The organism is Janthinobacterium sp. UMAB-60 (assembly GCF_900095235.1).
Lineage (GTDB): Bacteria > Pseudomonadota > Gammaproteobacteria > Burkholderiales > Burkholderiaceae_D > Janthinobacterium.
The window spans coordinates 106,050-132,079 of record NZ_LT607490.1 but is presented as its reverse complement, the minus strand read 5'-3'; the positions used below and the strand labels follow the sequence as shown (position 1 = coordinate 132,079).

The 26,030-nt window shown below is 63.8% G+C and carries 22 protein-coding genes; 12 read left to right on the top strand and 10 right to left on the bottom strand.

Annotated elements, in window-relative coordinates; genetic code table 11:
* Nucleotides 1–34 precede the first annotated feature (34 nt).
* The 5 genes from K0F86_RS15725 to K0F86_RS15705 form a co-directional block, all read right to left on the bottom strand.
* On the bottom strand, nt 35–418 hold the full coding sequence (locus tag K0F86_RS15725) for a hypothetical protein (RefSeq protein WP_219135282.1): 384 nt from the start codon (nt 416–418) through the stop codon (nt 35–37).
* Nucleotides 393–1,457, bottom strand: coding sequence for a MauE/DoxX family redox-associated membrane protein (locus K0F86_RS15720; RefSeq protein WP_219135281.1), 1,065 nt, complete (start codon nt 1,455–1,457; stop codon nt 393–395). The genes K0F86_RS15725 and K0F86_RS15720 overlap by 26 nt, the downstream gene beginning before the upstream one ends.
* A 73-nt stretch (nt 1,458–1,530) precedes the next feature.
* Entirely contained in the window at nt 1,531–2,193 is a 663-nt protein-coding gene (locus K0F86_RS15715) for a hypothetical protein (RefSeq protein ID WP_219135280.1), read from the bottom strand.
* Entirely contained in the window at nt 2,186–2,383 is a 198-nt protein-coding gene (locus tag K0F86_RS15710; RefSeq protein ID WP_219135279.1) for a hypothetical protein, read from the bottom strand. The genes K0F86_RS15715 and K0F86_RS15710 overlap by 8 nt, the downstream gene beginning before the upstream one ends.
* 302 nt (nt 2,384–2,685) lie before the next feature.
* On the bottom strand, nt 2,686–6,135 hold the full coding sequence (locus K0F86_RS15705; protein ID WP_257572176.1) for a DUF748 domain-containing protein: 3,450 nt from the start codon (nt 6,133–6,135) through the stop codon (nt 2,686–2,688).
* Nucleotides 6,136–6,380: 245 nt separating this feature from the next.
* Here K0F86_RS15705 and K0F86_RS15700 point away from each other — a divergent pair, with 245 nt between their 5' ends.
* The 5 genes from K0F86_RS15700 to K0F86_RS15680 all read left to right on the top strand — a co-directional run bounded on the left by K0F86_RS15700 (nt 6,381) and on the right by K0F86_RS15680 (nt 12,078).
* Nucleotides 6,381–8,516: a TonB-dependent siderophore receptor gene (locus K0F86_RS15700; RefSeq protein WP_219135278.1), complete on the top strand. Its 2,136-nt coding sequence runs from the start codon at nt 6,381–6,383 to the stop codon at nt 8,514–8,516.
* A 55-nt stretch (nt 8,517–8,571) separates the two neighbouring features.
* On the top strand, nt 8,572–8,967 hold the full coding sequence (locus tag K0F86_RS15695) for a DUF2946 domain-containing protein (RefSeq protein ID WP_219135277.1): 396 nt from the start codon (nt 8,572–8,574) through the stop codon (nt 8,965–8,967).
* Between the two features lie 98 nt (nt 8,968–9,065).
* Complete coding sequence (locus K0F86_RS15690) at nt 9,066–11,144, top strand: TonB-dependent receptor (protein WP_219135276.1); 2,079 nt, start codon at nt 9,066–9,068, stop codon at nt 11,142–11,144.
* Between the two features lie 231 nt (nt 11,145–11,375).
* A complete protein-coding gene (locus K0F86_RS15685) occupies nt 11,376–11,588 on the top strand; it encodes a hypothetical protein (protein ID WP_219135275.1) in 213 nt (70 codons plus the stop codon).
* Between the two features lie 223 nt (nt 11,589–11,811).
* Nucleotides 11,812–12,078: a hypothetical protein gene (locus K0F86_RS15680; RefSeq protein ID WP_219135274.1), complete on the top strand. Its 267-nt coding sequence runs from the start codon at nt 11,812–11,814 to the stop codon at nt 12,076–12,078.
* On the opposite strand, the gene K0F86_RS15675 is transcribed toward K0F86_RS15680, so the two are convergent.
* A complete protein-coding gene (locus tag K0F86_RS15675; RefSeq protein WP_219135273.1) occupies nt 12,066–12,359 on the bottom strand; it encodes a hypothetical protein in 294 nt (97 codons plus the stop codon). The genes K0F86_RS15680 and K0F86_RS15675 overlap by 13 nt on opposite strands.
* 254 nt (nt 12,360–12,613) lie before the next feature.
* Here K0F86_RS15675 and K0F86_RS15670 point away from each other — a divergent pair, with 254 nt between their 5' ends.
* From K0F86_RS15670 to K0F86_RS15660, 3 genes are read left to right on the top strand one after another with little or no spacing between them, the layout of a single operon-like run.
* Nucleotides 12,614–13,945 (top strand): D-serine ammonia-lyase, encoded by a 1,332-nt coding sequence (locus K0F86_RS15670; protein WP_219135272.1) that lies wholly within the window; start codon nt 12,614–12,616, stop codon nt 13,943–13,945.
* Nucleotides 13,945–14,880, top strand: coding sequence for a DNA-binding transcriptional regulator DsdC (gene dsdC / locus K0F86_RS15665; protein WP_219135271.1), 936 nt, complete (start codon nt 13,945–13,947; stop codon nt 14,878–14,880). The genes K0F86_RS15670 and dsdC overlap by 1 nt, the downstream gene beginning before the upstream one ends.
* 43 nt (nt 14,881–14,923) lie before the next feature.
* On the top strand, nt 14,924–15,739 hold the full coding sequence (locus K0F86_RS15660; RefSeq protein WP_219135270.1) for a ferritin-like domain-containing protein: 816 nt from the start codon (nt 14,924–14,926) through the stop codon (nt 15,737–15,739).
* Between the two features lie 13 nt (nt 15,740–15,752).
* Here K0F86_RS15660 and K0F86_RS15655 read toward each other — a convergent pair whose 3' ends face one another.
* On the bottom strand, nt 15,753–19,136 hold the full coding sequence (locus K0F86_RS15655) for a hypothetical protein (RefSeq protein WP_219135269.1): 3,384 nt from the start codon (nt 19,134–19,136) through the stop codon (nt 15,753–15,755).
* A 228-nt stretch (nt 19,137–19,364) separates the two neighbouring features.
* On the opposite strand from K0F86_RS15655, the gene K0F86_RS15650 reads away from it, so the two are divergent.
* Together K0F86_RS15650 and K0F86_RS15645 are read left to right on the top strand one after the other, a co-directional pair.
* Nucleotides 19,365–19,625, top strand: coding sequence for a hypothetical protein (locus K0F86_RS15650; RefSeq protein ID WP_219135268.1), 261 nt, complete (start codon nt 19,365–19,367; stop codon nt 19,623–19,625).
* Between the two features lie 130 nt (nt 19,626–19,755).
* Nucleotides 19,756–20,139, top strand: coding sequence for a YkvA family protein (locus K0F86_RS15645; RefSeq protein ID WP_219135267.1), 384 nt, complete (start codon nt 19,756–19,758; stop codon nt 20,137–20,139).
* On the opposite strand, the gene K0F86_RS15640 is transcribed toward K0F86_RS15645, so the two are convergent.
* The 3 genes from K0F86_RS15640 to K0F86_RS15630 all read right to left on the bottom strand — a co-directional run bounded on the left by K0F86_RS15640 (nt 20,136) and on the right by K0F86_RS15630 (nt 22,724).
* Nucleotides 20,136–21,326 (bottom strand): serine hydrolase, encoded by a 1,191-nt coding sequence (locus K0F86_RS15640; RefSeq protein ID WP_219135266.1) that lies wholly within the window; start codon nt 21,324–21,326, stop codon nt 20,136–20,138. The genes K0F86_RS15645 and K0F86_RS15640 overlap by 4 nt on opposite strands.
* Nucleotides 21,327–21,448: 122 nt before the next feature.
* Nucleotides 21,449–21,601, bottom strand: a complete 153-nt coding sequence (locus tag K0F86_RS15635) for a hypothetical protein (RefSeq protein ID WP_219135265.1) — start codon at nt 21,599–21,601, stop codon at nt 21,449–21,451.
* Nucleotides 21,602–21,608: 7 nt separating this feature from the next.
* A complete protein-coding gene (locus K0F86_RS15630; protein ID WP_219135264.1) occupies nt 21,609–22,724 on the bottom strand; it encodes a mechanosensitive ion channel family protein in 1,116 nt (371 codons plus the stop codon).
* A gap of 261 nt (nt 22,725–22,985) precedes the next feature.
* On the opposite strand from K0F86_RS15630, the gene K0F86_RS15625 reads away from it, so the two are divergent.
* Nucleotides 22,986–25,265 carry a trehalose-6-phosphate synthase gene (locus K0F86_RS15625; RefSeq protein ID WP_257572174.1) on the top strand — a complete coding sequence of 760 codons (2,280 nt, stop codon included), beginning with the start codon at nt 22,986–22,988 and terminating at the stop codon, nt 25,263–25,265.
* Nucleotides 25,265–26,029, top strand: a complete 765-nt coding sequence (gene otsB / locus K0F86_RS15620; RefSeq protein WP_219135262.1) for a trehalose-phosphatase — start codon at nt 25,265–25,267, stop codon at nt 26,027–26,029. Before K0F86_RS15625 ends, otsB begins: the two co-directional genes overlap by 1 nt.
* The last annotated feature ends 1 nt before the right edge of the window (nt 26,030 follow it).

Below are 26,030 nucleotides of genomic sequence, written 5' to 3'. Positions count from 1 at the left end.
GTCGCAGATCAAGTGTAAAAAACCGGACTCCCCTCTAAGGTCGCCTGTGGCCCAGCCACATGTTGGCTGCAATCGATAACGGCACCATGCAGAACAGGTTGAACAACGGTGTCATTAGCAGACCCAATGCAGCAGTGGAGCTTTGCGGGGCCACGCACACCGACCAGTAGGTGTGCGCGTCCAACAGCAGCATCAGCAAGGCGCCGGCCAGCAGACCGCCGCAATTCTTGCTGCGTTGTAGCGCAAGTGCCAGCAATAGGTAGGGCGCCAGCGACCAGGCGCACAGCGCCGTCCGAAAGACGATGCCGCTACCGTTGGCCAGAAATAGTGCGGTGATCAGGTGCAGGCAAGTGCTGACCGTCAGCAGTAGCCGGCTTGCCTGTCGTGGGGATTTAAGCGGCGATATTCCGGTTTTCATCAATCTGCGGTACGGTCGACTCCAGTAGATCGTATATGTCTTTTGAACCCAGCGCCAGATGCGATGCGATCGTCCCCTCGGCGGACACCAGTACGGCGCTCGGAGTCACCAGCGCGTCGTAGCGCTCGGATACCTTTCGGTCCTCTTGCAGCAGCGTGGTGCAGGAGCCGGCGGTATGTGGACGGTGCAGCTGCCCGGCATCGACGCGCAGGATGACGGCGGTGCTGATCAAGCCCTGGTATTGCCGATGCCAACTCTCAATGCGCGGCGCCAGTTCGGCACAAGGGCCGCAGGCGATGTCGGAGAAGACCAGCAGCACCGGCAGGCCGACAGACCTGAGCTGCGCCAGCGTCTTCGCTTCGCCAGTGCCCATTTCCGGCAGCGCGAAGTCCGGCGCCATGCTGCCGACTGCCAGTCCGCGCGGCCGCATGTCGAGCGCATGCAGTGGCTGAATGTTGGTGGCGTCGAGTCGCAGCTCCAGCGTATCCATGCGCAAGATCAGGCGCCCGTTCTGGCGCAGCGTATGCAGTAGCAGCCACCATTGCAGCGCCATCACGGCGATGCATATCGACAGTGCCGGGGCCGTGACCAACATCTCGGCTAGATGCGGCCATACAGGAGCATGCGCGTATGCCGGTCCGGCGTAAATCAGCGCGCCCGCCATCGACAGCAATACCCCGTTCCTGAGCAGCGTAGTGGGGCCGATCGGCGTGGCGTCCTGCTGACCGAAGCAGTTGCAACTGGGCCGCTGGCCTTGCTGCAGCTTGTACGCCAGCACGGCGCTGTAGAGCGCCAGCAGTGCGGCGCCGGCGATGGCGGCCCACCACGTGGACATCGCCAGCGTCAGCATGAAGGCGATCGCCAGTTCGCACGTCGGCATCAGCCACGCCAGCTGCGGCTGCAACGCAGCGGGAATGCCGAATTCCGCCAGCGTTTGAGCGTACGCCTGCCGGTGCAGCAGCTTGCCGGCAGCGGCCATCAGCAAGATGCCGCCTACCAGCAGGCGTAAGACGGTGAATGGCAATGTAAACGCGTCCATTATCTCTTTCCTCCCAGGGTAGGTCCATCGTAACGTTGAGCGCCGCCAAACGGCGAGATGATCGATGCGTTCGTCAGGTCGGAGCACAGTGGCCCGCACAATGCGGTGCCGCCGCAACAATTTGAGCCGGCGCAACCGTATCCCGGTGGGCAATCGTCGTTGGAGCTGCAGGTGGGTAAACCGGCACAAGGAGTATTGCCGTGCACGCAGACGCCCGAGCCATTCGGCGTCGTAAAGCACACGCAGTCACCGCCGCCGACGCAGCGATGTCGAGGTGGAAGGCGGCGATATACAAGGAGCTGCCCAGCGGCTCGTCGTTGAAGATGGTGTAGGTCCACGTGGCGTTATTCAGCAGCACGTTCACATGCGAGCGCAGACGTGGCGAGGCATACGGCGCCGGCTGCGGAATCATCACGTAGCGATTGACGACGAAGCCCAGCGTGCCGCCGGCCTCGTAGGTGCCGCGCAGGGTCAGCAGGTATTGTTGGCCGGGCGTTAGCCCGGTGTGGCTGAATCTGGCGCCTATGCTGCCGCTGCCTTCGTTCGTCAGGCTACCGATGTACACCGGAAAATTCTGCGGGCTGATTCGCCGTGCCGCACCCAATGTGGCGCCGGTCAGGAACACCTTGCTGGCGGTCTCGTTACCGATGTTGGCAACAGTGATCGAGACGATGACTTCTTCGCCGGTGTTGATGACCGTGGCGTTGCCCGTGCCGATCTGTGGCTTACTAGCCATGATTGCCTCCTTGGTTGGGGAGAGTACGGCAAAGCATCATGCCGGTCATGCCGGCCAGGCCGGCCAGCATGATGGCCAGCGTGGGCGGCTCCGATACGGCCACCACTTGGTCGACCAGGAAGCTGAAGCTGACGACGTCGGAGAAGTTGCCGCCAAGGTCCTGCAGCATCACATTGTGGATGTTAGTCATTGTGCAATAGACATGCACAATATACTAGCGCCTGGAAACCGGGGCCGGGCTCCGCCTTCTGTTTTGACAAGGAAAGGCCTGCTCTTACTTGAGCGAGGCAGGAGTCTCTGCAGGGCCAGCCATAGAGACGCCTGACCCTGCCTCGTCGTTGGCTTAGGCCGCTACGAGATCGCACACCAGGTGCCTGCCAGGACACCCAGGCCCCCAAGACGATCCATCGGTTTTCATCTTTCATGAACGATGGATCAGAAGAGTCCAAGCGACTGGTGGCGATTCAGGCTGGCAAGGCCCTACTCAATAGACTATTGCGCCGCCAATCCTAGCTTTAACCCCACCAGCTTGCCAGGCGCGGCCTCCGTTTTCTCCGGCGCGCCGGCGCTGACCCTGGCTGTGGGCGTGCCGTCCTGCTGCAGGGCGGCCAGAATCGCCGCGCTGCGCTGGGCGCCCAGTTTGCTCAAGGCGTCGGCAGGCAGCGGCTGCCTGGCTTCCAGTTGCTCGCGCAAGCCGTTATAGAAAGCGCCCGTGTCGGCCACTTGCGGTTCGCCCTCGATCAGCTTGCCAAGGCGCTGCAAGACGGGGATTTTGGCCGGAGCCGGAATGGAGGCGGCCGCCGCTGCCCCAGGCGCAGCCGACTCCGCCGCCTTCTTCTGCTTGTCCAGCTCGGCCTTGCCGAAGCGTTCGCCGTACAGCTCGCGCAGGGCGCCCCGTATCTTGCGTTCGCCCAGGTTCAACGGCCCCGGTTCTTCTCCCGCTTCCAGCTTGATGCCGGCCTTGGCGGCGACGGCGCGGCGCACGGCCTGGGCGCGCAGGGCGGCCCCGTCCGTGTCGCTGTACTGGCCCGGCACGGCCAGCTTCAGCTGTTCGCGCTTGGCGAGGATTTGCGCCACCTGCTTGAGCTTTTCCCGCTCGGGCGGCAGCAGCACGGCGCTGCCCGCATCGAAGTCGATCGATTCGAGCTTGTCGGCGCTGATGCCGAGCAAGTTGCCCAGCGCGCGGAACGGCGCCGTGACGATTTTCGTCAGCACATTGCCCACGGCTTTCCAGATCAGCGCGCCATAGCTGAATTGCGGGTCGTTCATGTCGCCCGACACGGGCAAACCGAGGTCGATGCGCCCGTCGCTATCCTTGAGGATGGCCAGCGCCAGTTCCAACGGCAGTTTCAGGGCGTCAGGACTGTCGATGCGTTCGCCCAGGGTCAGCTTGTCGAGCACGATCTGGTTGGTGCCGTCGAGCTGGCGGTTGCGCACCTTGTATTGCAAGTCCAGCGAAATCTTGCCTTCAGCCACCTTGTAGCCGGCGAACTTCATCGTGTACGGCGAGGCGGAGACCATGTCGACGTTCTTGAAGACCACGTTCAAGTCCGTGTTGTCGGTCGGGGCGAAGGGATTTAATTGTCCGCGCACGCGGGCCAGGCCGAATTCGTCGATGCGGCCATCGAGTTCGATCTGGCTGCGCGCATCGCGCTTGGTGGACAGACCCGTGATGACGCCATTGAGTTCATAAATCTTGGCGGCGAACTGGGGCCGCAAGCTCAGGTCGGCAAAGTCCAGCTTGGCATTTTGCAGGCGCACGCGGCGCACGCGCACGGGGAAGGCGGCGTCGGCTGCCGGCGTGGCGGCGGCAACGGGTGCCGTTGCCGGTTCCGGCGCCTTCACCAGCAAGCGCTGGGCGTTCAGGCTGCGGTCGTTTTCGATGATCAGCTGGGCATTCGGTTCCACCACGCGCAGCTCGGGGATGTCGACAAAATCGGGGCCCACGCTGGCCGTTAGCTTGTCGGCGCGCACGCTTTTCCATGACGCAAAACGCTTGCCATCCGTTTCATTGAGCACCAGGCCGGCGATATCCACGCCGCCCTCATAGCGTACCTTGGGCGCTTTCGGCGCGCCGCCGCCCGTCGTCAGGCGGCCGCTGCCGGAGAGGGTGCCGCCCGCCAGCTTCAGTTTTACATGCTGCGCCAGCAACGGTTGCACAGGAGCCAGGGTCAGTCGTTGCAGATTCAGCTGCGCATCGACGGCACCCGTGCCCGGCACGACCTTGCCGTTGGCCGTCAATACACCGCCTTCGCGCAGGCCTACGCCCAGCTCAAATGGCAGCGCCTGCTTCATGTCGTTGCTGACGTTGTGCAGGGACAGGCGGGCATCCTGCAGCGTGCCCTGGATGCCAGTGCCCGCATCATCGAAACGGGCGCCGAATTTGCTCAGTTCTACCTTGTCTACCTTGGTGGACCAGGGCGCGGACGGGGTTTCCTTGCCTGCGTCAGCCTTGCCGGAGGCAAACACGGGTAGCTGTTGCGCAATCGCAAATTCGCCCTGGCGGTTGCGCGCCAGGTCGATCTGCGCGCCGCTGGCCGTCACGGCGCCCACGTGCACGGTATGCGCCGCCAGGTCGATCTTGCCATCCGTAAAACCCAGTTGGGCCAGTGTGAACGGCGTTTGCGCGCCGCGCTGCATGGTGAGATCGGCCAGCGCAAAGTGCGCGCCGTCGATGACGGTGGCCATGCCCGCTGGCCCTTGTTGCAAGCCCAGTTGCAGCTGCAGTTGCAACTGTTTCGCGCTCAATTGCAGGGCCGGCGAGACGGTTTCATCGATGGCGGACACGTCCACATTGGCCAGCGCCAGCTGTTTTAAATCCACCTTCCACTTGCCAGGCTTGGCAGGTGCTGCAGTGGCCGATGCTGCGGGTGCGGGATTACCCGGCATCATCAGGTTCGCCACATCGATCTCGCCCTTGCTGTCGCGGCGCACGGCCACCTTGCCGCCGTACAGATTGATTTTATCCACCGTGACGTTCTGGCGCGCCAGATCCACGTTGACGCCAGCGATGCCCAAGGTGTCCAGCGAGGTAAAGGCCTCTCCCTTGCTGCTTTGTACCAGCGCCAAGTCGCGCAAGGCCAGCCCGGCGCCTTTGACGGTTGCTTCCAGCTTGCCGTCGGCATAGGAAAAGGCGTAGGGCAGGCGCGCCGACAGCTTGCCGCTCGTCACCGTGGCGCGCGTATAGGCTTTCAAATACGCGGCCAGGCCGGGCAGGGAAGCGTCGTTCAGTATCAGCTCGCCTTCGCCGCGAATCGGGCTGAGCGAGGCCGTGCCGCGCCAGTGCAGCTTGCCGCCGCGCGCCGCATCGGCGCTGAGGCTGTAGCTGCCGTTGGCGTCGGGCAGGGTGGAGATATTGTCGAGCGTAAAATTGATCGGCGTGAAGTTGTCCGCATAGCCCGCCTTCTGGTCTTGCCAATCCACTTTGCCTTGCTCCAGCGCAAAGTGGGCGATGACGAGGCGCGGCATGCCGCCGTCGCTCTTTTCCGGGTGCTTGCGTTGCCAGGTGGCCAGCACTTCGGCCAGGTTGAACTTGCCGTCCGGCGCGATGGTCAAATGCGCCTGTGGCGCCGTGATGCGGATTTCCGCCAGGCTCCAGGCGCGGCGCACGATGGATTTCCATTCCAGCTGCACGGCCAGGGCGCCGATGGTCAGCAGCGGCGCATCGCTCTTGCCATCCACGCCAGGCGCTTCCTTGAAAGCGATCTGGTGCGCTTCCAGGCGCAGGGTAAACGGGTTGAAGCGCACATCGGCGATGCTGGCCTGGCGCGCGAGTTCTTTCTCTGCAAATTTGGGCAGCTGGTGCTTGATGACATAGGGCACCAGCCAGAAGCCGGCCGCGCTGTAGGCGGCGAGGGCGCAGCCGGTGCCAACGGCCCAGCGCTGCCAGCGTTTCCAGCGAAATGTTTTCGTCTGCACGCTTTTGTTGTCGATTGTGTTCACGAACTTACCTTTTGATCTTGTTGGGCGGCGCGTCCTGTGCGCCGTGACTGTCAGTATGCCTCTTTGCAGCCTCGTCTGCAAAATCCAAACGTGTTCATGTGATAACAGGCGCCAGGGTGACCTTGTTTCTTCTGTAAAACTCACACAAACTCACACTTACTTGATAATGATTCTCATTATCGGTATCATGGCCGCTAACCGTAAGTTCCCATTCGTACATATTTTCTCATTGAAAGCCCGATGTCATGCCTGTCGTCTCTCCTCGCACCCGCTTGCTTCCAGTCGCCGCCGCCCTGTCGCTGGCTTTCGCTTCCCATGCGGCCCATGCCGCCAGCGGCCAGGACGATTTGACGGCTGGCGATGAAAAAGTCATGCAAGCCGTGCAGGTGACGGGCGCCCGCGCGCAAGGCCTGGTGCCCGTCACCACGGAGGCGGGCAGCTTTCGCGGCGCCAACATCATGGATGTGCCGTCGACCGTCAACGTGATCACGCGCGAATTGCTGGAGCAGCAAGCCGTCTCCGGCCTGTACGATGCCGTGCGCAATACGGCCGGCGTGACGCGCCAGCAAAACGGCGGCGAAACCTGGGATCAATTGGTGATACGCGGCATCGCCGTGGAAAACCGCACGAATTACCGCCTCAACGGCTCCATGCCTATCATGAATTTCTCGCAAGTGCCCATGGAAAACAAGGAGAGGGTGGAAGTGCTGAAGGGCGCCTCGGCCCTGTACTATGGTTTTACCTCGCCGGCCGGCGTCGTCAACTTCGTCACCAAGCGGGCCGGTAGCAAGCCCGTCACCAGCATGGGCCTGAGTCTCGACGACCGGGGCAGTGCCGTGGCAAATGTCGACGTGGGCCGCCGCTTCGGCGCGCAGCAGGAATTCGGCGTGCGCATCAACGCGGCCGGCGGCACCCTGGGTTCCTGGCTGGACCATGTCGGCAATGGCAACCGCCGCTTTCTCTCCACGGCGCTGGACTGGCGCGTGAGCAATAAACTGTTGCTGAAGGCGGACCTGGAGTACGACCGCCGCAAGGTGACGGAGCAGGCGGGCGTGGCCTTGCCCACCGCCGTGAAAGGCGTGATCAGCTTGCCGCGCGCCGTCGATCCGCGCCAGTTGATCGGCCCCGACTGGTCGGCTTTCGAAGCGCAAACGAAAAACGCGCAATTGCGCGCCGATTACGCCATCGCGGATGGCTGGGCCCTGACGGTGGAAGCGGGCCACTCGGAAACGGCGCGCGACCGCCGCCTGGCGATCTTCCGCCTGAACAACGCGGCCGCGCTGGCCACGGGTGCGGGCCGCATCACGGGCAATATCCAGCACAGCGTGACGGCGTCGGATTTGCTGCGCGCGGAATTGGCCGGCAATGTCAATACGGGTTTCATTGCCCATGAACTGACCCTGGGCGCCTCGCGCACGGACAAGTCGCAAGATCCGATTTACCAGAGCAATTACACGATCGCCTCGCAAAACCTGTACCAGCCCGTGCCCGTGACGAATGTCGTGTTCGGTCCCAAGCCGGCTTCGCCCACGACGGCCGCGCTCGACACGCGCGACACGGGCTTGTACGCACTCGACCGCATGGTCTTCAGCCCGCAATGGCAAAGCGTCATCGGCGTGCGCCGTAGCAGTTATCAAAGCGACCAGGGCGCCAGCCACTATGACGTCAGCAAGACGACGCCGATGGCGTCATTGATCTACAAGGCCACGCCCGAACTGTCGTTCTACGCGTCCACGGCGCGGGGGCTGGAAGAGGGCGAAACGGGGCCGACGGGCACCGTCAACCAGGGCGTCAAGATGGCGCCTGGCGTGAGTAAACAAAAGGAATTGGGCGCGCGCTGGCTGACGCCGGGCGGCACCTTGCTGTCGGCCGCGCTGTTCGACATCACGCGCCCCGGCTATTACACGAATGCCGGCAATGTGTTCACGTCGGATGGCGAACAGCGCTATCGCGGCCTGGAACTGTCGACCCAGGGCAAGCTGACGCGCCAGCTGTCGTGGCAAACGTCGGCCCAGTTGCTTGACCCGCGTTTTGCGCACATCAACGCCGACTACAACGGCAAGGCGCCGGAAAACGCGTCGAAGCGCACGGCCAGCGCCTTTTTGGCTTACGCCTTCGATGGCGTGCCGGGCCTGTCCGTCAACGGCGGTGCGTATTACTACAGCGCCCGTCCCGTCAACGACCTGAACCAGGCCTTCCTCGGCGGGGTGACACTTTTCAGCGCCGGTGCCCGCTACGCCAGCACGGTAATGAACAAGTCTGTCGTGTGGCAGCTGAACGTGGAAAACCTTGCCGACAAGCGCTACTGGGCCGGCGCCGGCACGCGGCTGGCATCCGGTGCGCCGCGCGCCATCAAGCTGAGCATGAAGGTGGATTTGTAAGCAAGGTTTGACTTGCGCCCTGTGCGCAGGGGGCTTGCCCTGATACAATATTGCCATGTTCATCAGCAAAGGCAAGGCCAGCATCGTCCTGTGGATCGCGTGTATCGCCATCTTCCTGGCCACGCTCGCCCCTACGGTGTCGCGCGCGCTGACGGTCGCCAGCGGCCTGGCCGTGCCCAGCCTGGAAATCTGTTCGGTGGCGGGCGGCATGAATATGTCTCCCGCAACATTCTCCAGCGACGCGCCCGATACTTCCAAGGGCAGCATGCGCATGGGCGATTGCCCGTGCTGCAGCATGCACGCCGACACCTTGTCGCTTCCGCCTACCTCGCTCGTGCTCGCTTCCGGCGAGCTCCTCACGGGTTTGCTGCCCGAGCTGTTCTACCAATCCGCCACGCCATTGTTCGCCTGGACGCCCGTCCAGCCCCGTGGCCCGCCCGCCGCTTTCTGATCTGTCCCTTTCCCTGAACTGCCTTGCGCAGCGCGGCTATGTGCTGTGCTGCGCTTGCGTCTGTTCGTTTTACCTCTACAGAATCTGAAAGCAGCACCATGAAACATTTACCGTTCTTGATTTCCCTCGCCATCGCCATGCCTGCCGTGGCGCAAACGCGCACTGAAGTTGTTCTTCCCGAGATGAAAGTCATCGTGACAGCCATCGGCGACGGCTACCGTCCCGCCGCCGATACGGCGCAGATGCTCAGTAGCACGCCCGGCTACAGCGTGGCGTCCGGCGGCGGCGTGTCCGGCTTGCCAGTGGTCAATGGCTTTGCGGATGACCGCATCAAGATTCGCATCGACGGCATGGAACTGACGTCGGCCTGCGCCAATCACATGAATGCACCGCTGTCCTACATCGATCCGCAGCAAGTGCAGCGCATCCGCCTGATCGCCGGCGTCACACCCGTCAGCGCGGGCGGCGACAGCATAGGCGGCACCATCGAGGTGCAATCGAACGCGCCCGTGTTTGCCCAGCCTGGCGCGCCGCTGCTGACGCAAGGCAGCTTTGCCGTGTCGGGACGCAGCGTCAACAACAGCGTGGCGACCAGCGTGAACGCCTCGGCCGCCAGCGACAGCTTGAGCATCGGCTACACCGGCGCTTACACACGCGGCCACAGCTATGAAGATGGCCACGGCAACAAGGTGCTGGCCAGCATGTACGAAAGCATCAACCAGGCCATCGTGCTGGCGGCGAAGAGCCAGGGCCAGCAACTGACCCTGCGCGCCGGCGTGCAGCACATCCCCTACCAGGGCTTTCCGAACCAGTACATGGACATGACGGACAACCACGGCCAGTTCGCCAATCTCGCTTATAAAGGCGAGTTCGACTGGGGCGTGCTCGACGCGCGCGCCTACTGGCAGCAGACGGACCATGAAATGGGCTTCTTCTCGCCCGAGCGCAAGGGTTCGATGCCGATGATGACGCACGGACGCAACACGGGCTATGCGCTGATGGCCAGCCTGCCGACAGGCGCGGGCGAGTTGCGCCTGGGCCAGGAGTGGCACGGTTTCCGCCTCGACGACTATTGGCCTGCCGTGCCCGGTTCCATGATGATGGGGCCGCGCACCTACCTGAACATCAACGATGGCAAGCGTGACCGCACCGTGCTGTTCGGCGAACTGGAAACGCGCCACGATGCGCGTTGGACGAGCGTGCTGGGCTTGCGCGGCGAATCCGTGCGCATGGACACGGGCGACGTGCAATCGTATGGCACCAATATGATGAACATGCCGGACGTGATGGCCGCCAGGGCCTTCAATGCGCGCAGCCGCAGCCAGCGCGACACGAATATCGATGCCTCGGCACAAGCCACCTTCACGCCCGATGTGGCGAGCAGCTACGAATTCGCGCTGGCGCGCAAGGTGCGCTCGCCCAATCTGTACGAGCGCTACTCGTGGGGCCGCGGCTCGATGGCCATGACCATGACCAACTGGTTTGGCGATGGCAACGGCTATGTGGGCAATATCGACCTCAAGCCCGAGACGGCTTACACGGCCGCGTTCACGGCCGACTGGCATGGCGGCGGCGAGGAGGGCTGGTTCCTGCGCGTCAATCCCTATTACAGCAAGGTCGACAATTACATCGACGTCGACGTGCTGGCGTCTTTCCACCCGTACATGAAAATGGGCGCTAACGGTAACTTGTTGCGCTTTGCCAACCACGACGCCAAGCTGTACGGCGCGAATCTGGCGTGGCAACTGCCTTTGGTGCGCAGCGCGCGCTGGGGCCGCTTCATGGCGACGGGCAATGCCGCTTACACGCGGGGCAAGCGCAGCGATGGCGGCGACCTGTACCGCATGATGCCGTTCAACGCCTTGCTGGCCGTCGAGCACAAGCTGGGCGCCTGGAGCAGCCGCATCGAAACGAAGATCGTGGCCCGCAAGGACAAGGTCGATGCCCGCCGCTTCGAACCGGAAACGGGCGGCTATGCGCTCGTCAATCTGCGCAGCAGCGTGGCATTGAGCAAGATGGCCAGCCTGAGCGCCGGTGTCAGCAACCTGTTCAACCGCGCGTATGCGGACCCGCTCGGCGGCGTGTACCTGTCGGGGTTGAAAGCGAATGGCGGCGCGCTGCAAGCGTTGCCGGCCGAGGGCAGGTCGATTGATGTGGGGCTGCAGCTGAAGTTCTAAGGCTGGCAATTGGCTATGGCGCCTTCCTGCTGCCGATGCGGGAAGCGGAAGGCGCCTGCCGGTATCGCCGCAGCAGCGAGCACCATGTTCGTGACAATGTGTGCATGTTTCTCGCCGGTAATTTGTTATTCTTTCTGGCGCCTGCTTCAGGCGTTTGGCGCACATGGGTGCGATAGCGAAGGTTGCCGGCCTTGGCTGCTGAAATGATGTTGGCTGACAAAAAAGGTGTACATGATCGCGTTTAAAGATTTTCGTTCGACCACGTCGGGCAGTCCTCTCTCTGACGGCATCGACAGGTCGCTGGTAATGGCCAATGAATGGCTGGTAAAAACAGGTGTTCATCCGGTCAACATCGAAACGATCACGGAAACGAGGGGCTGGATGGTGCTAGCCAAGGTTGAGCGCGGTATTCGGGTATGGTATGAAGCCGGTTCTGTTCGTTGAAAGAGTAATCGGCGAGGACTCGCAAGATTACACAGGATTGCTCCCGAGAATTACCTGGATGGCAGTTATCTGGATGGATGAAGTTGAATAAGAAGGTTGAATAAACGCTGGAGCCGTAATGGGATATAACCTGCATATTACAAGAAGCGCAGACGGGCATACGCGTAGGGGACCTGCCATTTCGATCGAGGAATGAACCAAGCTGCTTGCACAGGATGCAGAAATGCGCCGTGATGGCTACGCCGAAGTCAGGGCGCCCGATGGCACGACGATACGCATGGAAGACGAAGGCCTGGCCGTATGGACGGCCTATTGCGCCCATCAGGAAAACGGCAAACGGGCATGGTTCAGTTTTTATCGCGGCAGTATCAGCTGCAATAACCCCGATGCTGAAATCGTCGGGAAAATGTGGCGCATTGCCCAGCAGCTATCGGCTGTCATTCAGGGTGATGAAGGCGAGTTGTATGATGAGCATGGTCAGCCCCGGTAGGTCCGGGTTTGTCGGGCGCGTGGGAAACTGGCAACGTGGGTATGCGGCACAGCGCCATCAATTTCCTCCTCCGCTCTTTTTCGCCGTGACCCCGTGAGGACGCGCAGCGCAGTGGCGATCGGCACCTTGTTCTTGGCCAGGTAGGCGGCGGCCGTGGCCGTATCGAGCATTTCCTGGAAAATAATGCCGACTTCGACCTTTTGGGCCGTCAAATCGTCCTGCCTTGCGCAGTCGATGATATCCATATTCGTAGCAATGACTTTGTCGTTCTTGGAGCGCATTTTTGCCTCGGTAGAAAAGAGAAAAAATGTCTCCTTTTATTTTGCCTTTAAGATAACTTATTTTTGTGACTTTGTGGAAATTTTTCTTTAATCGATAGTGCATTCAAGAATTAAATTTAGCTATGGGCCAAGCTCAGTGCATGGAGATGAATGCGGGATACATGATCTCCCGTCACCCATTGCCTGATCAACCATCGTTTGCCAGCGGCGCCCGGATGCGGTCTAATCATGGCTTGTTCCTACACGAGCTTGCCATGCTGCCCACTCCCGCCATCGCCGCGCTGCGCGAAAAATTTCCCCTCATTAGTGATTTGATGGCCTTGCAGCCCTTGAGCTGGTTCAATCCCGCCATCGCGCCGGCGGCCGTAGCCTTGAACGACGTGGGCTTGACGGCGACCGACGTGGCGGATGCCAGCGCCCGTCTGGCGCGCTTTGCGCCCTACCTGGCGAAGGCTTTTCCGGAAACGCAGGCTAGCGGCGGCATCATCGAGTCGCCCGTCGTGCCGCTGCCCGCCATGCAGGCGGCGTTGGGTTTGGCGTCAGGCATGACGAGCGGTCAGCTATGGCTCAAGCAGGACAGCCATTTGCCCATTTCCGGCTCGATCAAGGCGCGCGGCGGCATCTATGAAGTGCTGAAACACGCGGAAATGCTGGCGCTGGACGCCGGCTTGCTGCAGGAGGGCGACGATTACAGCCTGCTGGCCAGCGACGCCGTGCGCGCCTTCTTTGGCCAGTATGCGATCGCCGTCGGCTCCACGGGCAATCTGGGCTTGTCGATCGGCATCATGAGCGCGCGCCTGGGCTTTCGCGCCACCGTGCACATGTCGGCCGATGCGCGCCAGTGGAAAAAGGATAAATTGCGCAGCCATGGCGTCACCGTCGTCGAGTACGCGACCGACTACAGCGTGGCCGTGGAAGCGGGGCGCCAGCAGGCGGAAAATGACCCGACTTGCCACTTCGTCGACGATGAAAACTCGCACGATCTGTTTCTCGGCTATGCGGTGGCGGGCCAGCGCCTGCAAGCCCAGTTCGAAGCGGCCGGCGTCGCGGTCGATGCGCAGCACCCGCTGTTCGTCTACCTGCCGTGCGGCGTCGGCGGCGGTCCCGGCGGCGTGGCCTTCGGCTTGAAACTGGCCTTTGGCGATGCTGTTCACTGCGTGTTCGTCGAGCCGACCCATTCGCCGTGCATGCTGCTGGGCGTGCACACGGGCTTGCACGAGGGCATCAGCGTGCAGGAGATCGGCATCGACAACCTCACGGCCGCCGATGGCCTGGCCGTGGGACGCCCGTCCGGCTTCGTCGGCCGGGCCATGCAGCGGCTGATCGACGGCTACGCCACCGTCACGGATGAAGAACTGTACCGTCTGCTGGCGCTGCTTGAACAAACGCAAGGCTTGCGTCTGGAACCGTCGGCCGTGGCCGGTTTCGCGGGTATTCCTGCCGTGCTGGCGGCGCCGCAGTACCAGGCAACGTTGGCACACGCCACGCACCTGGTATGGGGCACGGGCGGCAGCATGGTGCCGGAGCAGGAAATGACGGCCTACGTGGCGCGTGGCCGCGCCCTGCTGGCGGCCGGAGCCGCGTAATGGCGGCCGGCGCGCCGAGCAGGGCCACGCCTGGGGCCATGCTGACGGCCAGCCAGTTCGCCAACCTGCACACGTTTCTTGTGGCGGCGCGCCACGCCAGCTTTGCGCTGGCCGCGCAGGAACTGGCGCTTACGCCCAGCGCCGTCAGCCACCGCATCGCGCGGCTGGAAGCGGGCCTGGACCTGCGCCTGTTCGAACGATTGACGCGGCAAGTCAAGCTGACGGCCGATGGCGAGCGCATCTTCGCCGCGCTGCAAATCGGCTGGGACGGCTTGCAGGCGGCGCTGGCCGGCGGCGATGCGCTCACTGGCGGCATCACCGTGCATGCGCGTCCCTCGGTGGCGCAATGCTGGCTGGTGCCGCGCCTGGCAGGGTTCGCTGCGCAATATCCGGACGTATCGATTGACTTGCGCGTGGGCAATGAAAGCGTGGACTTTCGCGCCGGCCAGGTCGACCTGGCCTTGCACTATGGCGACGGCCACTTTCCCGGCCTGGCATCGCGCAAGCTGATGGATGAATGGCTGGCGCCCGTGTGCAGTCCCGCGTATGCGCGCGAGCACGGCTTGCTGGATGCGCCACACAACTTGTCAGGCGCGACGCTGCTGCACGATACGCTGGCCTGGCCCGCCTGCGCGCCCGACGCCGAGTGGCGGCTGTGGCTGGACGGGCGCGCGCCCGAGGTGAACTTGCCGGCGCGCAGCCTGCGCTTCGACCGCGCCGACCTGTGCGCGCAGGCGGCCATCCACCACGCGGGCGTGGCCATGGGCCGGCGCCAGCTGGTGCAGCCGTGGCTGGCCAGCGGCCAGCTGATCCTGCCGTTTGGCGCTTTCGACTTGCCCAGCCCGCAGGCGTATTATCTCGTGCACAGCGCACGCGCCGCGCTGCCAGCGCGCGTGCAGGCGTTGCTGGATTGGCTGCTGGGGCAGGCTATTTGATACACTGCGCGCCTTGTTCAAGAACGCGCACGAAGGAAGCACCATGCACGCATCATCTCCATTGACCCCCACGCCGCCACAGGAACTGCGCACGTATGCGCTCGCCTGCCTGCTCGAACCGGACCCGGCCACCAAGGTGTCGATGGTGGCGGCCATGGCAGAAGCGCAGCTTTCTCTCGATGCGCAAGCGCCGCTGGCGCCCACCGGCCCCGTGCCGGGCCGTCCAGAACACCCGGAACTGGTGCCGCCGCGCCTGGTGGGACGGCGTTCGATGATCACGCCGGAAGGGCGCGCCATGCTGGTGCACGCGCTCGCGCACATCGAGTTCAACGCGATGAACCTGGCGCTCGACGCCCTGTGGCGCTTCCCGGACTTGCCGGCCGAGTACTACACGGACTGGCTGCGCGTGGCGAAAGAGGAAGCGACGCACTTTGCCATGCTGCAGGCGCACCTGCAAGTGCTGGGCCACACGTATGGCGACTTTCCCGGCCACGACAGCCTGTGGGAAATGGTCGACAAGACGCGCGGCGACGTGCTGGCGCGCATGGCGCTGGTGCCGCGCACCCTGGAAGCGCGGGGCCTCGATGCGATTCCACCGCTGCGCGCCAAGCTGGCGCAGGCGGGAGACATGGCCGCCGCCGCCATCCTCGACATCATCCTGCGCGATGAAGTGGGGCACGTCGAGATCGGCAACCGCTGGTACGGCTACCTGTGCGACCAAAGGGGCCTGGAATTGCGCGCCACGTATGCGGAGCTGGCGCTGCGCTACGAAGCGCCCACCCTGCGCGGCCCGTTCAACCTGGAAGCGCGGCGCCGGGCGGGCTTTTCGGAGCTGGAACTGTCCGACTTGCCTGCCTGAATCTGTCGCGGCGTCACGGGTGGGCCGTGATGCTGATATGCCAGTGGCTCAGGTGTCCCGTTTCGATGTGCACTTTGATGGGCTTGTTCCACGCGCCCGCGCCGGGGATCTTGTCGGCCGGCGCGGCGGAAAAACGTCCGTCGACGAGGGCCAGCTTGACGAAGCTGGGGCCGATGTAGATGACGCGCGTGCTGGCCGGCGCCGCTTCCTGGGCCAGCATGGCCCGGTTCGCCGCGATCCACGCCAGCAGGGCCGCCAATTTCGGCTTTTGCGCGGGGTTGGCCGCCACTTCCGCCTTCGCGTCGATGATCAGCTTGTGAATGCCTGCGCCATTGCCCTGGCCGCCCAGCGTATCCGTGTAGCCGCCCGCGCCGTCCGCGTAGCGCAAGTCGATCTGCTGGCCGTCGCTGTGGCCGCTGTGGCCGAGGATGGAGCGGCCCGCCGCCGTCTGCGTCACGTGCTGACCGCTGATGTCGTCGAAGCGGTAAGGCTTGCCCGCCAGCCAGGCGATGGCCAGGCGCGTGGCCCATGAATCGCCACCCGCATCGCGCGTGCCGTAGCGCCGCGCCGCCAGCGCCGCGTCGTTGTTGGCCAGGTACAGGGGAATGTAGGCCGTGCTGCCCTTGAACTCCACTTGCCCCCCTTCGGCCGGGTCGGAACTGGCGTCCGTATTGTCGACTTTGCCCTTCAGGCGCAAGGTGACGACGGCCTTCTTGTCGAGTTTTGCGCCGGCAAAGGCGGGCAGCACCAGGCTGGGGAATGTCACCTTGCCCGCGCTCTTGGTATTGGTCTGGGACAATAAATTCTCGGTGCTGAAGGCGGGATCGCCGCCGCCCGACGAAATACCGATATTGACTTCCGTAATCGTCGCCGCCGCCGGCGTGTAGTGCAATTCCAGCGGCAAGGTGTGCGTGGCCGTGGCCGCGCCTTGCGACACGGATACATACGGCCCCGGCAGATTGCCCGTCAGCTTGATCGGCTGCAGCACGGGATGGCCGGCCTTGTTGGGAGAGAGAAATTTCGCCTGCGTCACCTTCAAACCCTTGCACACGAGGCTCAGTTCCACCGTCGTCACGGTGGCCAGGGCGCTGTCGCCGATATTCGTGGCGCTGACATTGCCGCCCAGACTCAACGCCCCATCCTTGGTTTGCTTGCTGACATCGACGCATTCCGTCCTGACGATACTGCCCTGCGTGTAGTGCGTCTGGTTGACGGCGCCCGTGGCGGCCAGGTTGACCCCCGGCAGCCCCGTCACGGAATACGACCAGGTATCGTTGTACTGGCTTTGCGCCGTCGTGTAGACGGGATACTCGGCCGTACTGACGGTGATTTTCACACCCACGTTTTTCGTGCCCTTGGGCACCGTGAAGGCGATGGGCGAGGTGATGGTCTGGTTTTGCGCGGCCGCCGTGGCCGTAAACGTCTTGCTGCCTTCGTCATCCTGCGGCGTGACGTCGCCTGCACGGGGGCTGGCCGGCACCGCGCGCGCGGGCGGCCCGGCGCCATCCTGCGTGACGCTGCCTGCCACATAGCTCTGTGCCGAGGCGGTGCGCTGGGCCAGGCCGGTTCCGTACGGATACACGATGCCGACGCTGACGGTGCTGCTGTTGTCAAACACGACGGCGCTGACGCTGACCACGTTCGGATGGACCAGGTCGTTCAAGGTCAGCTGGTAGGTATCGGGCAGCACGCCATCGAAGTGGAAGGCGCCCGTGGCGTCGACCACGGCCACCTGGCGCTGGTGGTTGTTGTAGCCAGCCAATAACATCTTCTCGCCGGCCAGCCCCGTGGCATTGCCACCCGCCGGTGTGCGCAGCTGGCCCTGCACCACGGCGCCGGACTTGAGGACGATCAAGGCATAGCTGGCCGTGAATTCACCGTCCTGCGAGACGAAATTGAGGTTCAGCTCGTAGCTGCCGTTAGGCAAGGATGCCAGCAATTGCTGCATGGCCGTGGCGCTGATGGCGAAGGTGCCGCTGGCGGCATCGAACGTCCAGTAGTTCTTGAGGCTGACGGCCACGCCGTCCGGCATCGACAGCAGGCCGTCGCTGTCGTCCTGCAGGGCCAGTGACGGCGCGCCCACCAGGCGGAACGCCATTCCGCCCGGCTGCAGGCGGTTGTTCGGCCCCAGTCCCGTGATCGCCAGCACGGGCGCCGTGGCGGGCAGGTTGCCGTCGTCGTCCGGCTCCACATAGGTTTCCACGGCCGTGGGCAATTCCGTCTGGATCAGCAGGTCGAGGGTCGTGACCTTGTTGCCCTTGCTGAGGGAAAACTGCGCATGCTGGTCGACGCCCGTGTCGCCGGGCGTGGAAAAGCGCAGGCTGCCGTCCTGCAGCAGCACGTCCGTGACGGCGCCGCTGGCCTTGACGCTGTCGGCGCCGTCCGTAAAACCCAGCTCGGCCAGCGACAGCACGACCACTTGCGCGGGCCGCACGGGATCGAGGGCTAAGCTGGCGTTGGTGCTGAAAGTCCACGTCAGGCCCGTGCTCTGGAAGGCGATGCTGCGTTCGATGCGCACGGTGATGGTGTCGTCGGGCGTGACGGTGGCACCCGCATCGATGCTGCCGGCCAGCACCTCGCCATCGATGATGGTGCTGCCTTCGGGCGCGCTGGCCAGCACGGCTTGCACATTGCTGGCCGCCGCGCCGCTGTTGTTGCGGATGTGTACGCGGTAGGTATAGTCCCAGGCCGTGCGGCTGACGCGCTGCTCGCCTACTTTTTCCAGCAAGGTCACTTCGAAGTCCCCGGCGGCCTGGGCGGTGGTGCCGGTAGTCGCTGCGGCGGCCAGCATGACTTTCGGCGTGGGCGGCTGGGTGGGATCGTTCGGCCCGCCGCAGGCGCACAGGCTCATGGCCAGCAATGGGGCCAGCGCGGCGGCGGCCAGCCGGCGCCGGCCCAGGCAGGCCATGGCCAGCACGCCTGCCAGCAGCAGCCATGGCGTGGACGGCAGGGCGACGGCGGCCGCCTGCGTGATGCCCGCCTCGAGCTCGATGAAGGAGACGGGGTCGAGAATGGAAAACGGCTGGGCGCCGGGGTTGCCCGCGCCCAGGTAATCGAAGGTGACGGAAAAGCCCGTGGCCGTGGCGCCGGGATTGATGCCGCCCAGCAAGGCCAGCGCATCGACATAGCCGCTGGCGGGGATGGCGGGATCGGGCTGCACCAGCAGCACGTCCCAGCCCGGTGCCGTGGAGACGTTGTGCAGCTTGGCGTACTGGCCCACGCTGAAGAACAAGGTGAATTCCTCGATGGGCACGGCCAGGGTGGTATTGCTGACCGTATAGTCGTAGCGCCACTGCGTGCCGCCCAGCGCTGTCGCCGTGTAGCCGATGCTGGTGGCGTGCGCGGCGGACATGGCGCACAGCAGCAGCGCCAGCAGCACCTGTTTGATAAAGCTCATGATCGTTCCCCCATTGACTGGCGCCAAGCGTGCCCAGGAAATAGCTCAAGCAGGAAACGTTCCTGTAAAAATTGTGCCGTAAAAACAAGGGTTTGGCTGGGGAGGGCCGGCGCCGGTGTCAAATCTGGCGACACTCGTCCATACGGCTGAGCATGTCAGCGCTGTCCTACCTATCTTGTCGAAACTGTCTGATTGTATGCCTTGCGGAAACACGCGATGATCGTATCCATGCTGCAACAGCCAACCAATCCGATGGAGTATGCGATGTCCAAGCCAGCCAAGCCCAGTCATTTGAACAAGCCGTTCCTGGTAATCTGCCTGTTCACTTTATCGACCCTGGCGGCTACCTGGATGAATGCGGGCGAGGCGCCAGCCAGCGATGCCGCGCCTGCGCCTGTGGCGCGCGATGTGGGCCATGGCGCCTTGCCGGTCTGCGGCAGCGATGCCCTCACACTGTCGGCACACTGCCAGCCTGGCCGCCAGGCTTGACGCCAGCCTGCAGCTGCAAGGCCAGGTGTGGAAATCCTTGGCCGTGTAGTCGTCGCCCGTCACCTCGGCGGCGCGCTGTTATGCTAAGGTGCGCATTCGTAACGCCGTGCGCGGCAGACAGGAGCAGCAGATGTTTGGCAGAAAAAAGAATCTGGAAGAAGACCACGCCCCCCAGGCCGACAAGCAGTATGAAAAGAAATACACGGATGACAGCTTCTGGGACAAGGTCGTCAAGTTCGCCAAGACGGCGGGACGCGAAGTCATCGAAAAAGCCCTGTGGCTGTACTACGCGGCGCAGCAGCCGAACACCCCGCTGTGGGCCAAGACGGCCATCTATGGCGCGCTCGGCTATTTCATTTCACCCATCGATGCGATTCCCGACATCACGCCCGTGATCGGCTATGCGGATGACCTGGCCGTGCTGGCGGCGGCCGTCGCCACCGTCGCCACCTACATCACGGCCGAGGTCAAGGAGCGCGCCGCTGACAAGCTGCGCGGCTGGTTCGGTGCCTAGGTTTTCTTGACAGCGGGTGCACCGCCGGCCCCATGCGCGAGCAGGCGCAGCACGACTTCTTTCTGGAATGAACGAAACTCCTTGTCGGCGCTGACGTTGGCGAAGGCCAGCACGGCCGTCCTGCTGGCACGGTCGACACAGACGACGGACGCGGCGCCTGGGTCGCCGCCGCTGTGCGTGGCCAGCGGCTTGCCGTCAACGTCGCGCAGCAGCCACGCCAGGGCCTGGCGCACGGACGAGTCGGCGGGCACGACGGGGGCCGTTTGCGGGGCAAAAAACAATTGCAGGGTGGCATCTTGCAGATAGCGGTGGCCATCGACCCGGCCGCCATTGCTGAAAATGGCCAGGAAACGGGCAAAGTCATGCGCCGAGCTGCGCAGCAGGCCGGCCGGCCAGTCCGGATAGCCGACGGGCGGCAGCACTTGCAGGCCCGCCTCCTTGTGCGCATACGGCTGGGCAACGACGGCGCGCCGCGGCAAGCCGGCCAGGTTCCAGGCCGTGCTGTCCATGCCTAGCGGTTCGAACAGCTGTTCCTGCGCAAAGGCGTCGAGGCCGTCGGGATTCAAGCGGCCCACCAGATAGCCGAGCAGGGCGATGCCCACGTTGCTGTAGCGCCATTCCGTGCCGGGCCGGGCGGCAAACGACACATCCGCGTCGTACCAGGCGCCGCCGCGCGACAGATAGCCCTTGACGAAGTCGCGCAGCGGCAAGCGCGGATCTCCCTGCACGGCAAACGCCGTCGTCTTTTCGTACACGGCATCGGAAATGCCCGAGGTGTGATTGAGCAAATGACGAAAGGTGATGGGCACGTCGGGAAACTTCGGATGCATGAGCGGGAAGTCCAGGTAGGCCGCCACCTTGTCGTCGAGCTGGAAGGCGCCCTGTTCCAGCAGCATCATGACGGCCGTCGCCGTGACGAGCTTGCTGACGGAGGCGATATGGAACACCGTATTGGCATCGGCCTTCTTGCCGGCCTGGATATCGGCCCAGCCATAGCCGCGCGCGAAGATGGTTTGTTCGCCGCGCACCACGGCCACGCTCATGCCCGGCGTTTCCGTACGGGCCAGGCCATCGCGCATGAAGCCGTCAAACTCCGTTTCCCACGCCAGCCTGGCCGGATCGGTGGCGCAGCCCGTTTGCAGCAGGGCCAGTGAGACGCCCAGTCCCAGCACGCTTCTTCGTTTCATTGATTCTTTCTTTTGCCATTTTTAGTTATCTTAACAATATTTCCGCCCGCCATAGGGGCGATTGATAAATCATTGCTCTGCAGCAATGACAAAGGGGGCCGGCCGGCGCCTATTTGCAGCAGTTATTTGCGCCAGTAGCGTTCCAGCAGCGGTTTGACGGTCAGTCCGTGCGCGATGGCATAGCTGAGGTAATACAGCGAACCGATGCCGCGCACGCACGCTGGTGTCCGTGGCAAGCAAGCCGGGCGCGCCACCAGCCGCAGGAACAGCGCCACGCTCTTTTTACGCCTTGTACAACTGCACCGTATCGTTCTGCGCCTGCATGGCATGCAGCTCGATTGGGTCGTGCGTGGAGCGCAAGCGGGGCAGGCTGTGCGGATAATTGCTCGTGATAAAGGCCAGCATCTGCTCGCGCACGAGGCAGCGCAATTCAAACGCCGTGCCTGAATCCACCGCGCTGATGAGGAAGCGCACGCGCACGGCCCGCTCGTTCGAATCCGTCGCCTGCACGGTGCAGACCCGGCCATCCCATTGCTTGGCCCCTTCGCAGATGCGCGTCAGTTCCGCGCGCAGCGGCTCGATCGGGACGCTGAAATCGAGCCACAGGAACACCGTGCCCAGGATGTCCGAGGAGGTATGCGTCCAGTTTTCGAACGGATTTTCGATGAACCACTGCAGCGGCACGATCAGCCGGCGTTCATCCCACACGCGCACGACCACGTAGGTGCCCTTGATTTCCTCGACCGTGCCCCATTCGCCATTGACGATCAGCACGTCGTCGATGCGGATGGGTTGAGAAAACGCAATTTGCAAACCGGCAATGAAATTGCCGAGCACGGGGCGGGCGGCGATACCGGCCACCAGGCCCGCCACGCCGGCCGAAGCGAGCAGGCTGGCGCCGATCTGCCGCGCGCCGGGCAAGGTCAGCAGCACGAAGGACAGGCCCAGCAGGACCACGATGGCATGCGCGCTGCGCGTGAGCACGCGGGCCTGGGTGATCCGGCGGCGCGCGCGCAGGTTGTCGGCCGCGTCGACGGGATTGATCTGGGAAATCGTGATGCTGAGCGACTCGATGCATTGCATGGCCAGCCAGGTCAGCGCGATGATCAGCGCCACGCTGGTGACGTGCGACATGGCGACCAGGCCCGGCGTGTCGTCGGGCGCGCTGGCCAGCACCATGCGCAGGCCGAAGACGATCATGCACAGCTGGCTGGCGCGGAAGGCCACGTGCGCGACGTTGCTGGCAAGCGCGTGGCCATTGGCGAGTTTTTTCAGCAAGCCGATGCCGGCCCGGTGCACGACGATGGCGACCAGGGTGACGAGCAGGGCGGAAACGAGCACGGTCAGCGCCGAGCGCAGCGGGCCTCCCATCAGCGAGTGAAACGTGCTGAGATCCATAGGCGAAAACTCCTTAGTTATTGGTGAAATGGATGTCGGAAGCGGCTATTTTACGGGCAGATGGCGTCGCGGGGGCGTGCGTTGCCGTACGGATAAGACTTGCGTCAAGGTGGATACTGGCAGAAATTGCTGCGCTGCGCCATGCCACGTTGACGTTTCAATATGGAAAGCAAGCGCGCGCCACCCTATTGGAAATATAGCCATACTTGCAATGGTTGTTTATGTCTGCAAAGGAAAACGATGATAATACGATCACTCCGAATGTCCTTGCGCTTCATCCTGCCACTGGCCCTCGTGCTGGGATTGTTTGCTTATATCGTGGTACCCCTGCTCGATAATATTACCCTGCGCTGGTATGTGCGCGACCTCGACAGCCGGGCGGAATTGCTCGCTGGAACCCTGCGGCCCTCGCTCACCGAATACCTGCCCGCGCAAGACGCCACGCGCATCGGTGAACTGTTCCAGGGCGCCACGCGCGACGAACGCCTGATCGCCATCGGCTTTTGCGATAATGCGGGCCACTTGCTGTACCAATCCGCGCAATACCCGGCATCCATCGGCTGCTGGAGCACGCCATCCACGGGCGGCTTGTACAAATCCCTGGCGCAACTGCCGCAAGGGCAAGTCCACCTCAGCGAAACGCCCGTCATGCAGGACGCGTCCCAGCTGGGACGCCTGGTGCTGGTGCAGGACATGAGCTTTGTCGAGCGCCGCAATACCGATACCAAGCGGTTTATTTTTGCCTTCCTGGCCGTGCTGGCCGTGCTGATTTCCCTGATGACCGTGTTCGTGGCCCACCTGAGCTGGCGCGGCTGGCTGTCGGCCGTGAAAGATATTTTACGGGGCGAGTTGCTGCCGAAAAGCAATGGCGCAGTGGCCGCCGCCACGGCGCCCGCCGCCACGCCCGCGCCGCCGCCGGAAATGCAGCCGCTGATCGGCGACTTGCGCGAATTGCTGCAGGAATACCATCTGGAACGCCAGGGCGATAACGGCTGGTCATCCGACTGGACGCCGGACAAACTGCGCGCGCTGCTGGAAGCGGACTTGCAGGGCGACCAGGTACTCGTCGTGTCGAACCGCGAACCGTATATCCACACGAAAGCCGATGACGGCAGCGGCGATATCCGCGTGCAGCGTCCGGCCAGCGGCCTGGTGACGGCCGTGGAAGCCGTGATGCGCGCCTGTTCCGGCACGTGGATCGCGCATGGCGCCGGTTCCGCCGACCGCGAGACGGTGGATAAATTCGACCACGTGCCCGTGCCGCCCGACAATCCCAGCTACACCTTGCGCCGCGTGTGGCTGACGGAAGAGGAAGAGCAGGGCTACTATTATGGTTTTGCCAATGAAGGCATGTGGCCGCTGTGCCATATCGCCCACGTGCGCCCCGTGTTCCGCTCGTCCGACTGGGAGCAGTATGTCAAGGTCAACCGCCGCTTCGCCGACGCCGTGATCGCCGAGGCGAAGACGGACAACCCCGTCGTGCTGGTGCAGGATTACCACTTCGCCTTGCTGCCGCGCATGGTGCGCGAAGCCTTGCCGAAGGCGACCATTATTACTTTCTGGCATATCCCCTGGCCGAACTCGGAATCGTTCGGCATTTGCCCTTGGCGCGAGGAAATCCTCGACGGCTTGCTGGGCAGCACGATCCTCGGTTTCCACACGCCGTTCCACCGCAAGAATTTCCTCGAAACGGTGGACCGCTACCTGGAAACCCGCATCGAGCCCGAGGCTTCCACGATTTCGTATGGCGGCGAGATGACGCAGGTCGAGGATTACCCGATTTCCATCGCCTGGCCGGAAGACGACCCGGCGCAGCCCGACGTGGCCGCGTGCCGCGCACAGATCCGGGCCGAGCTGGGCGTGGCGCCCGACCACTTGCTGGGCATCGGCGTGGACCGCCTCGACTACACGAAAGGCATCGTCGAGCGCTTCCAGGCCGTCGAGCGCATGCTGGAGCAGCAGCCTGGCATGGTCGGCAATTTTACCTTCGTGCAGATCGCCGCCCCCAGCCGCGCTTCGCTCGATGAATATCAAAGCTTCGACGCGCGCGTGCGCAAGATGGTCGAGCGCATCAACCGCCGCTTCGGCAGCGGAGACTACGTGCCCATCCTGCTGAAGGCCGAGCACCATGGACAGGACGATCTGCAGCGCTATTTCCGCGCCTCGGAAGTGTGCATGGTGACGAGCTTGCATGACGGCATGAACTTGGTGGCCAAGGAATTCATCGCCGCGCGCGACGACGAGCTGGGCGTGCTGGTGCTCTCGCAATTTACGGGCGCGGCGCGCGAACTGCATGAAGCGCTGATCATCAATCCGTATCACATCGAGCAGGGCGCCGGCGCCCTGTACCGTGGCCTCGTGATGCCGCCCGTGGAGCAGCGCGAGCGCATGAAAAGCATGCGGGCTCGCGTGAAACATTTCAATGTCTACCGCTGGGCCGGGCGCATGCTGCTGGACGCGGCCCGCTTGCGCCAGCGCGACAAGGTCATGACCAAGATCGACGCCCACAGCCGCATCAAGCGGCGCAAGGGGATGATGTGATGGCCGATATCCCTGACGATAGCGCGGCCCTGTTGCAGCTGCTGAGTACTCCCGGCAGCGCCGTCTTCCTCGACTTCGACGGCACCCTGGTCGACCTGGCGCCCACGCCCGACGGCGTGCGCCTGGAACCGGGCGTGGTCGAAGCGCTGGCGCTGTTGGCCGAGCGCCATGGCGGCGCGCTGGCCCTCATTTCCGGGCGTCCCGTGGCGCAGATCGACGCCATGCTGGCGCCCCTGGTCTTGCCTGTTGCCGGCGTGCATGGCGTGGAGCGGCGCGGCGCCGATGGCGTGTGGCATGTGGCGGCCACGCCCGATGTGGCGCCCGTGCTGGCGCGCGCGCGGGCGCTAGCCGCAGTCCACCCCGGTTTGCTGGTGGAACAGAAGCGGGGCGCCGTGGCCCTGCATTACCGCCTGGCGCCCGAATTGGCGCCGCTATGTCTGCAGGAAATGACGGCAGCCGTGCAAGCGTGCCCGGGGGTGTTGCTGTTGCATGGCAAAATGGTCCTGGAAGCCAAGCCGGCCGCCACCGACAAGGGTGGCGCCATCGCCGCCTTCCTGCGCGAAACCCCGTTTGCCGGTCGCCGGCCCGTGTTCGCGGGCGACGACACCACCGACGAGGCAGGCTTTGCCTTTGTACAACAAGCAGGCGGGCAGGGCGTCAAAGTGGGCAGCGGCCCCAGCGCCGCCACCCTGCGCCTGGCCAGCCCCGGCGCCTTGCGCGCCGCCTTGCTGGCCGCTTCCGTATCCCCGACATCGAAGGAGTAGC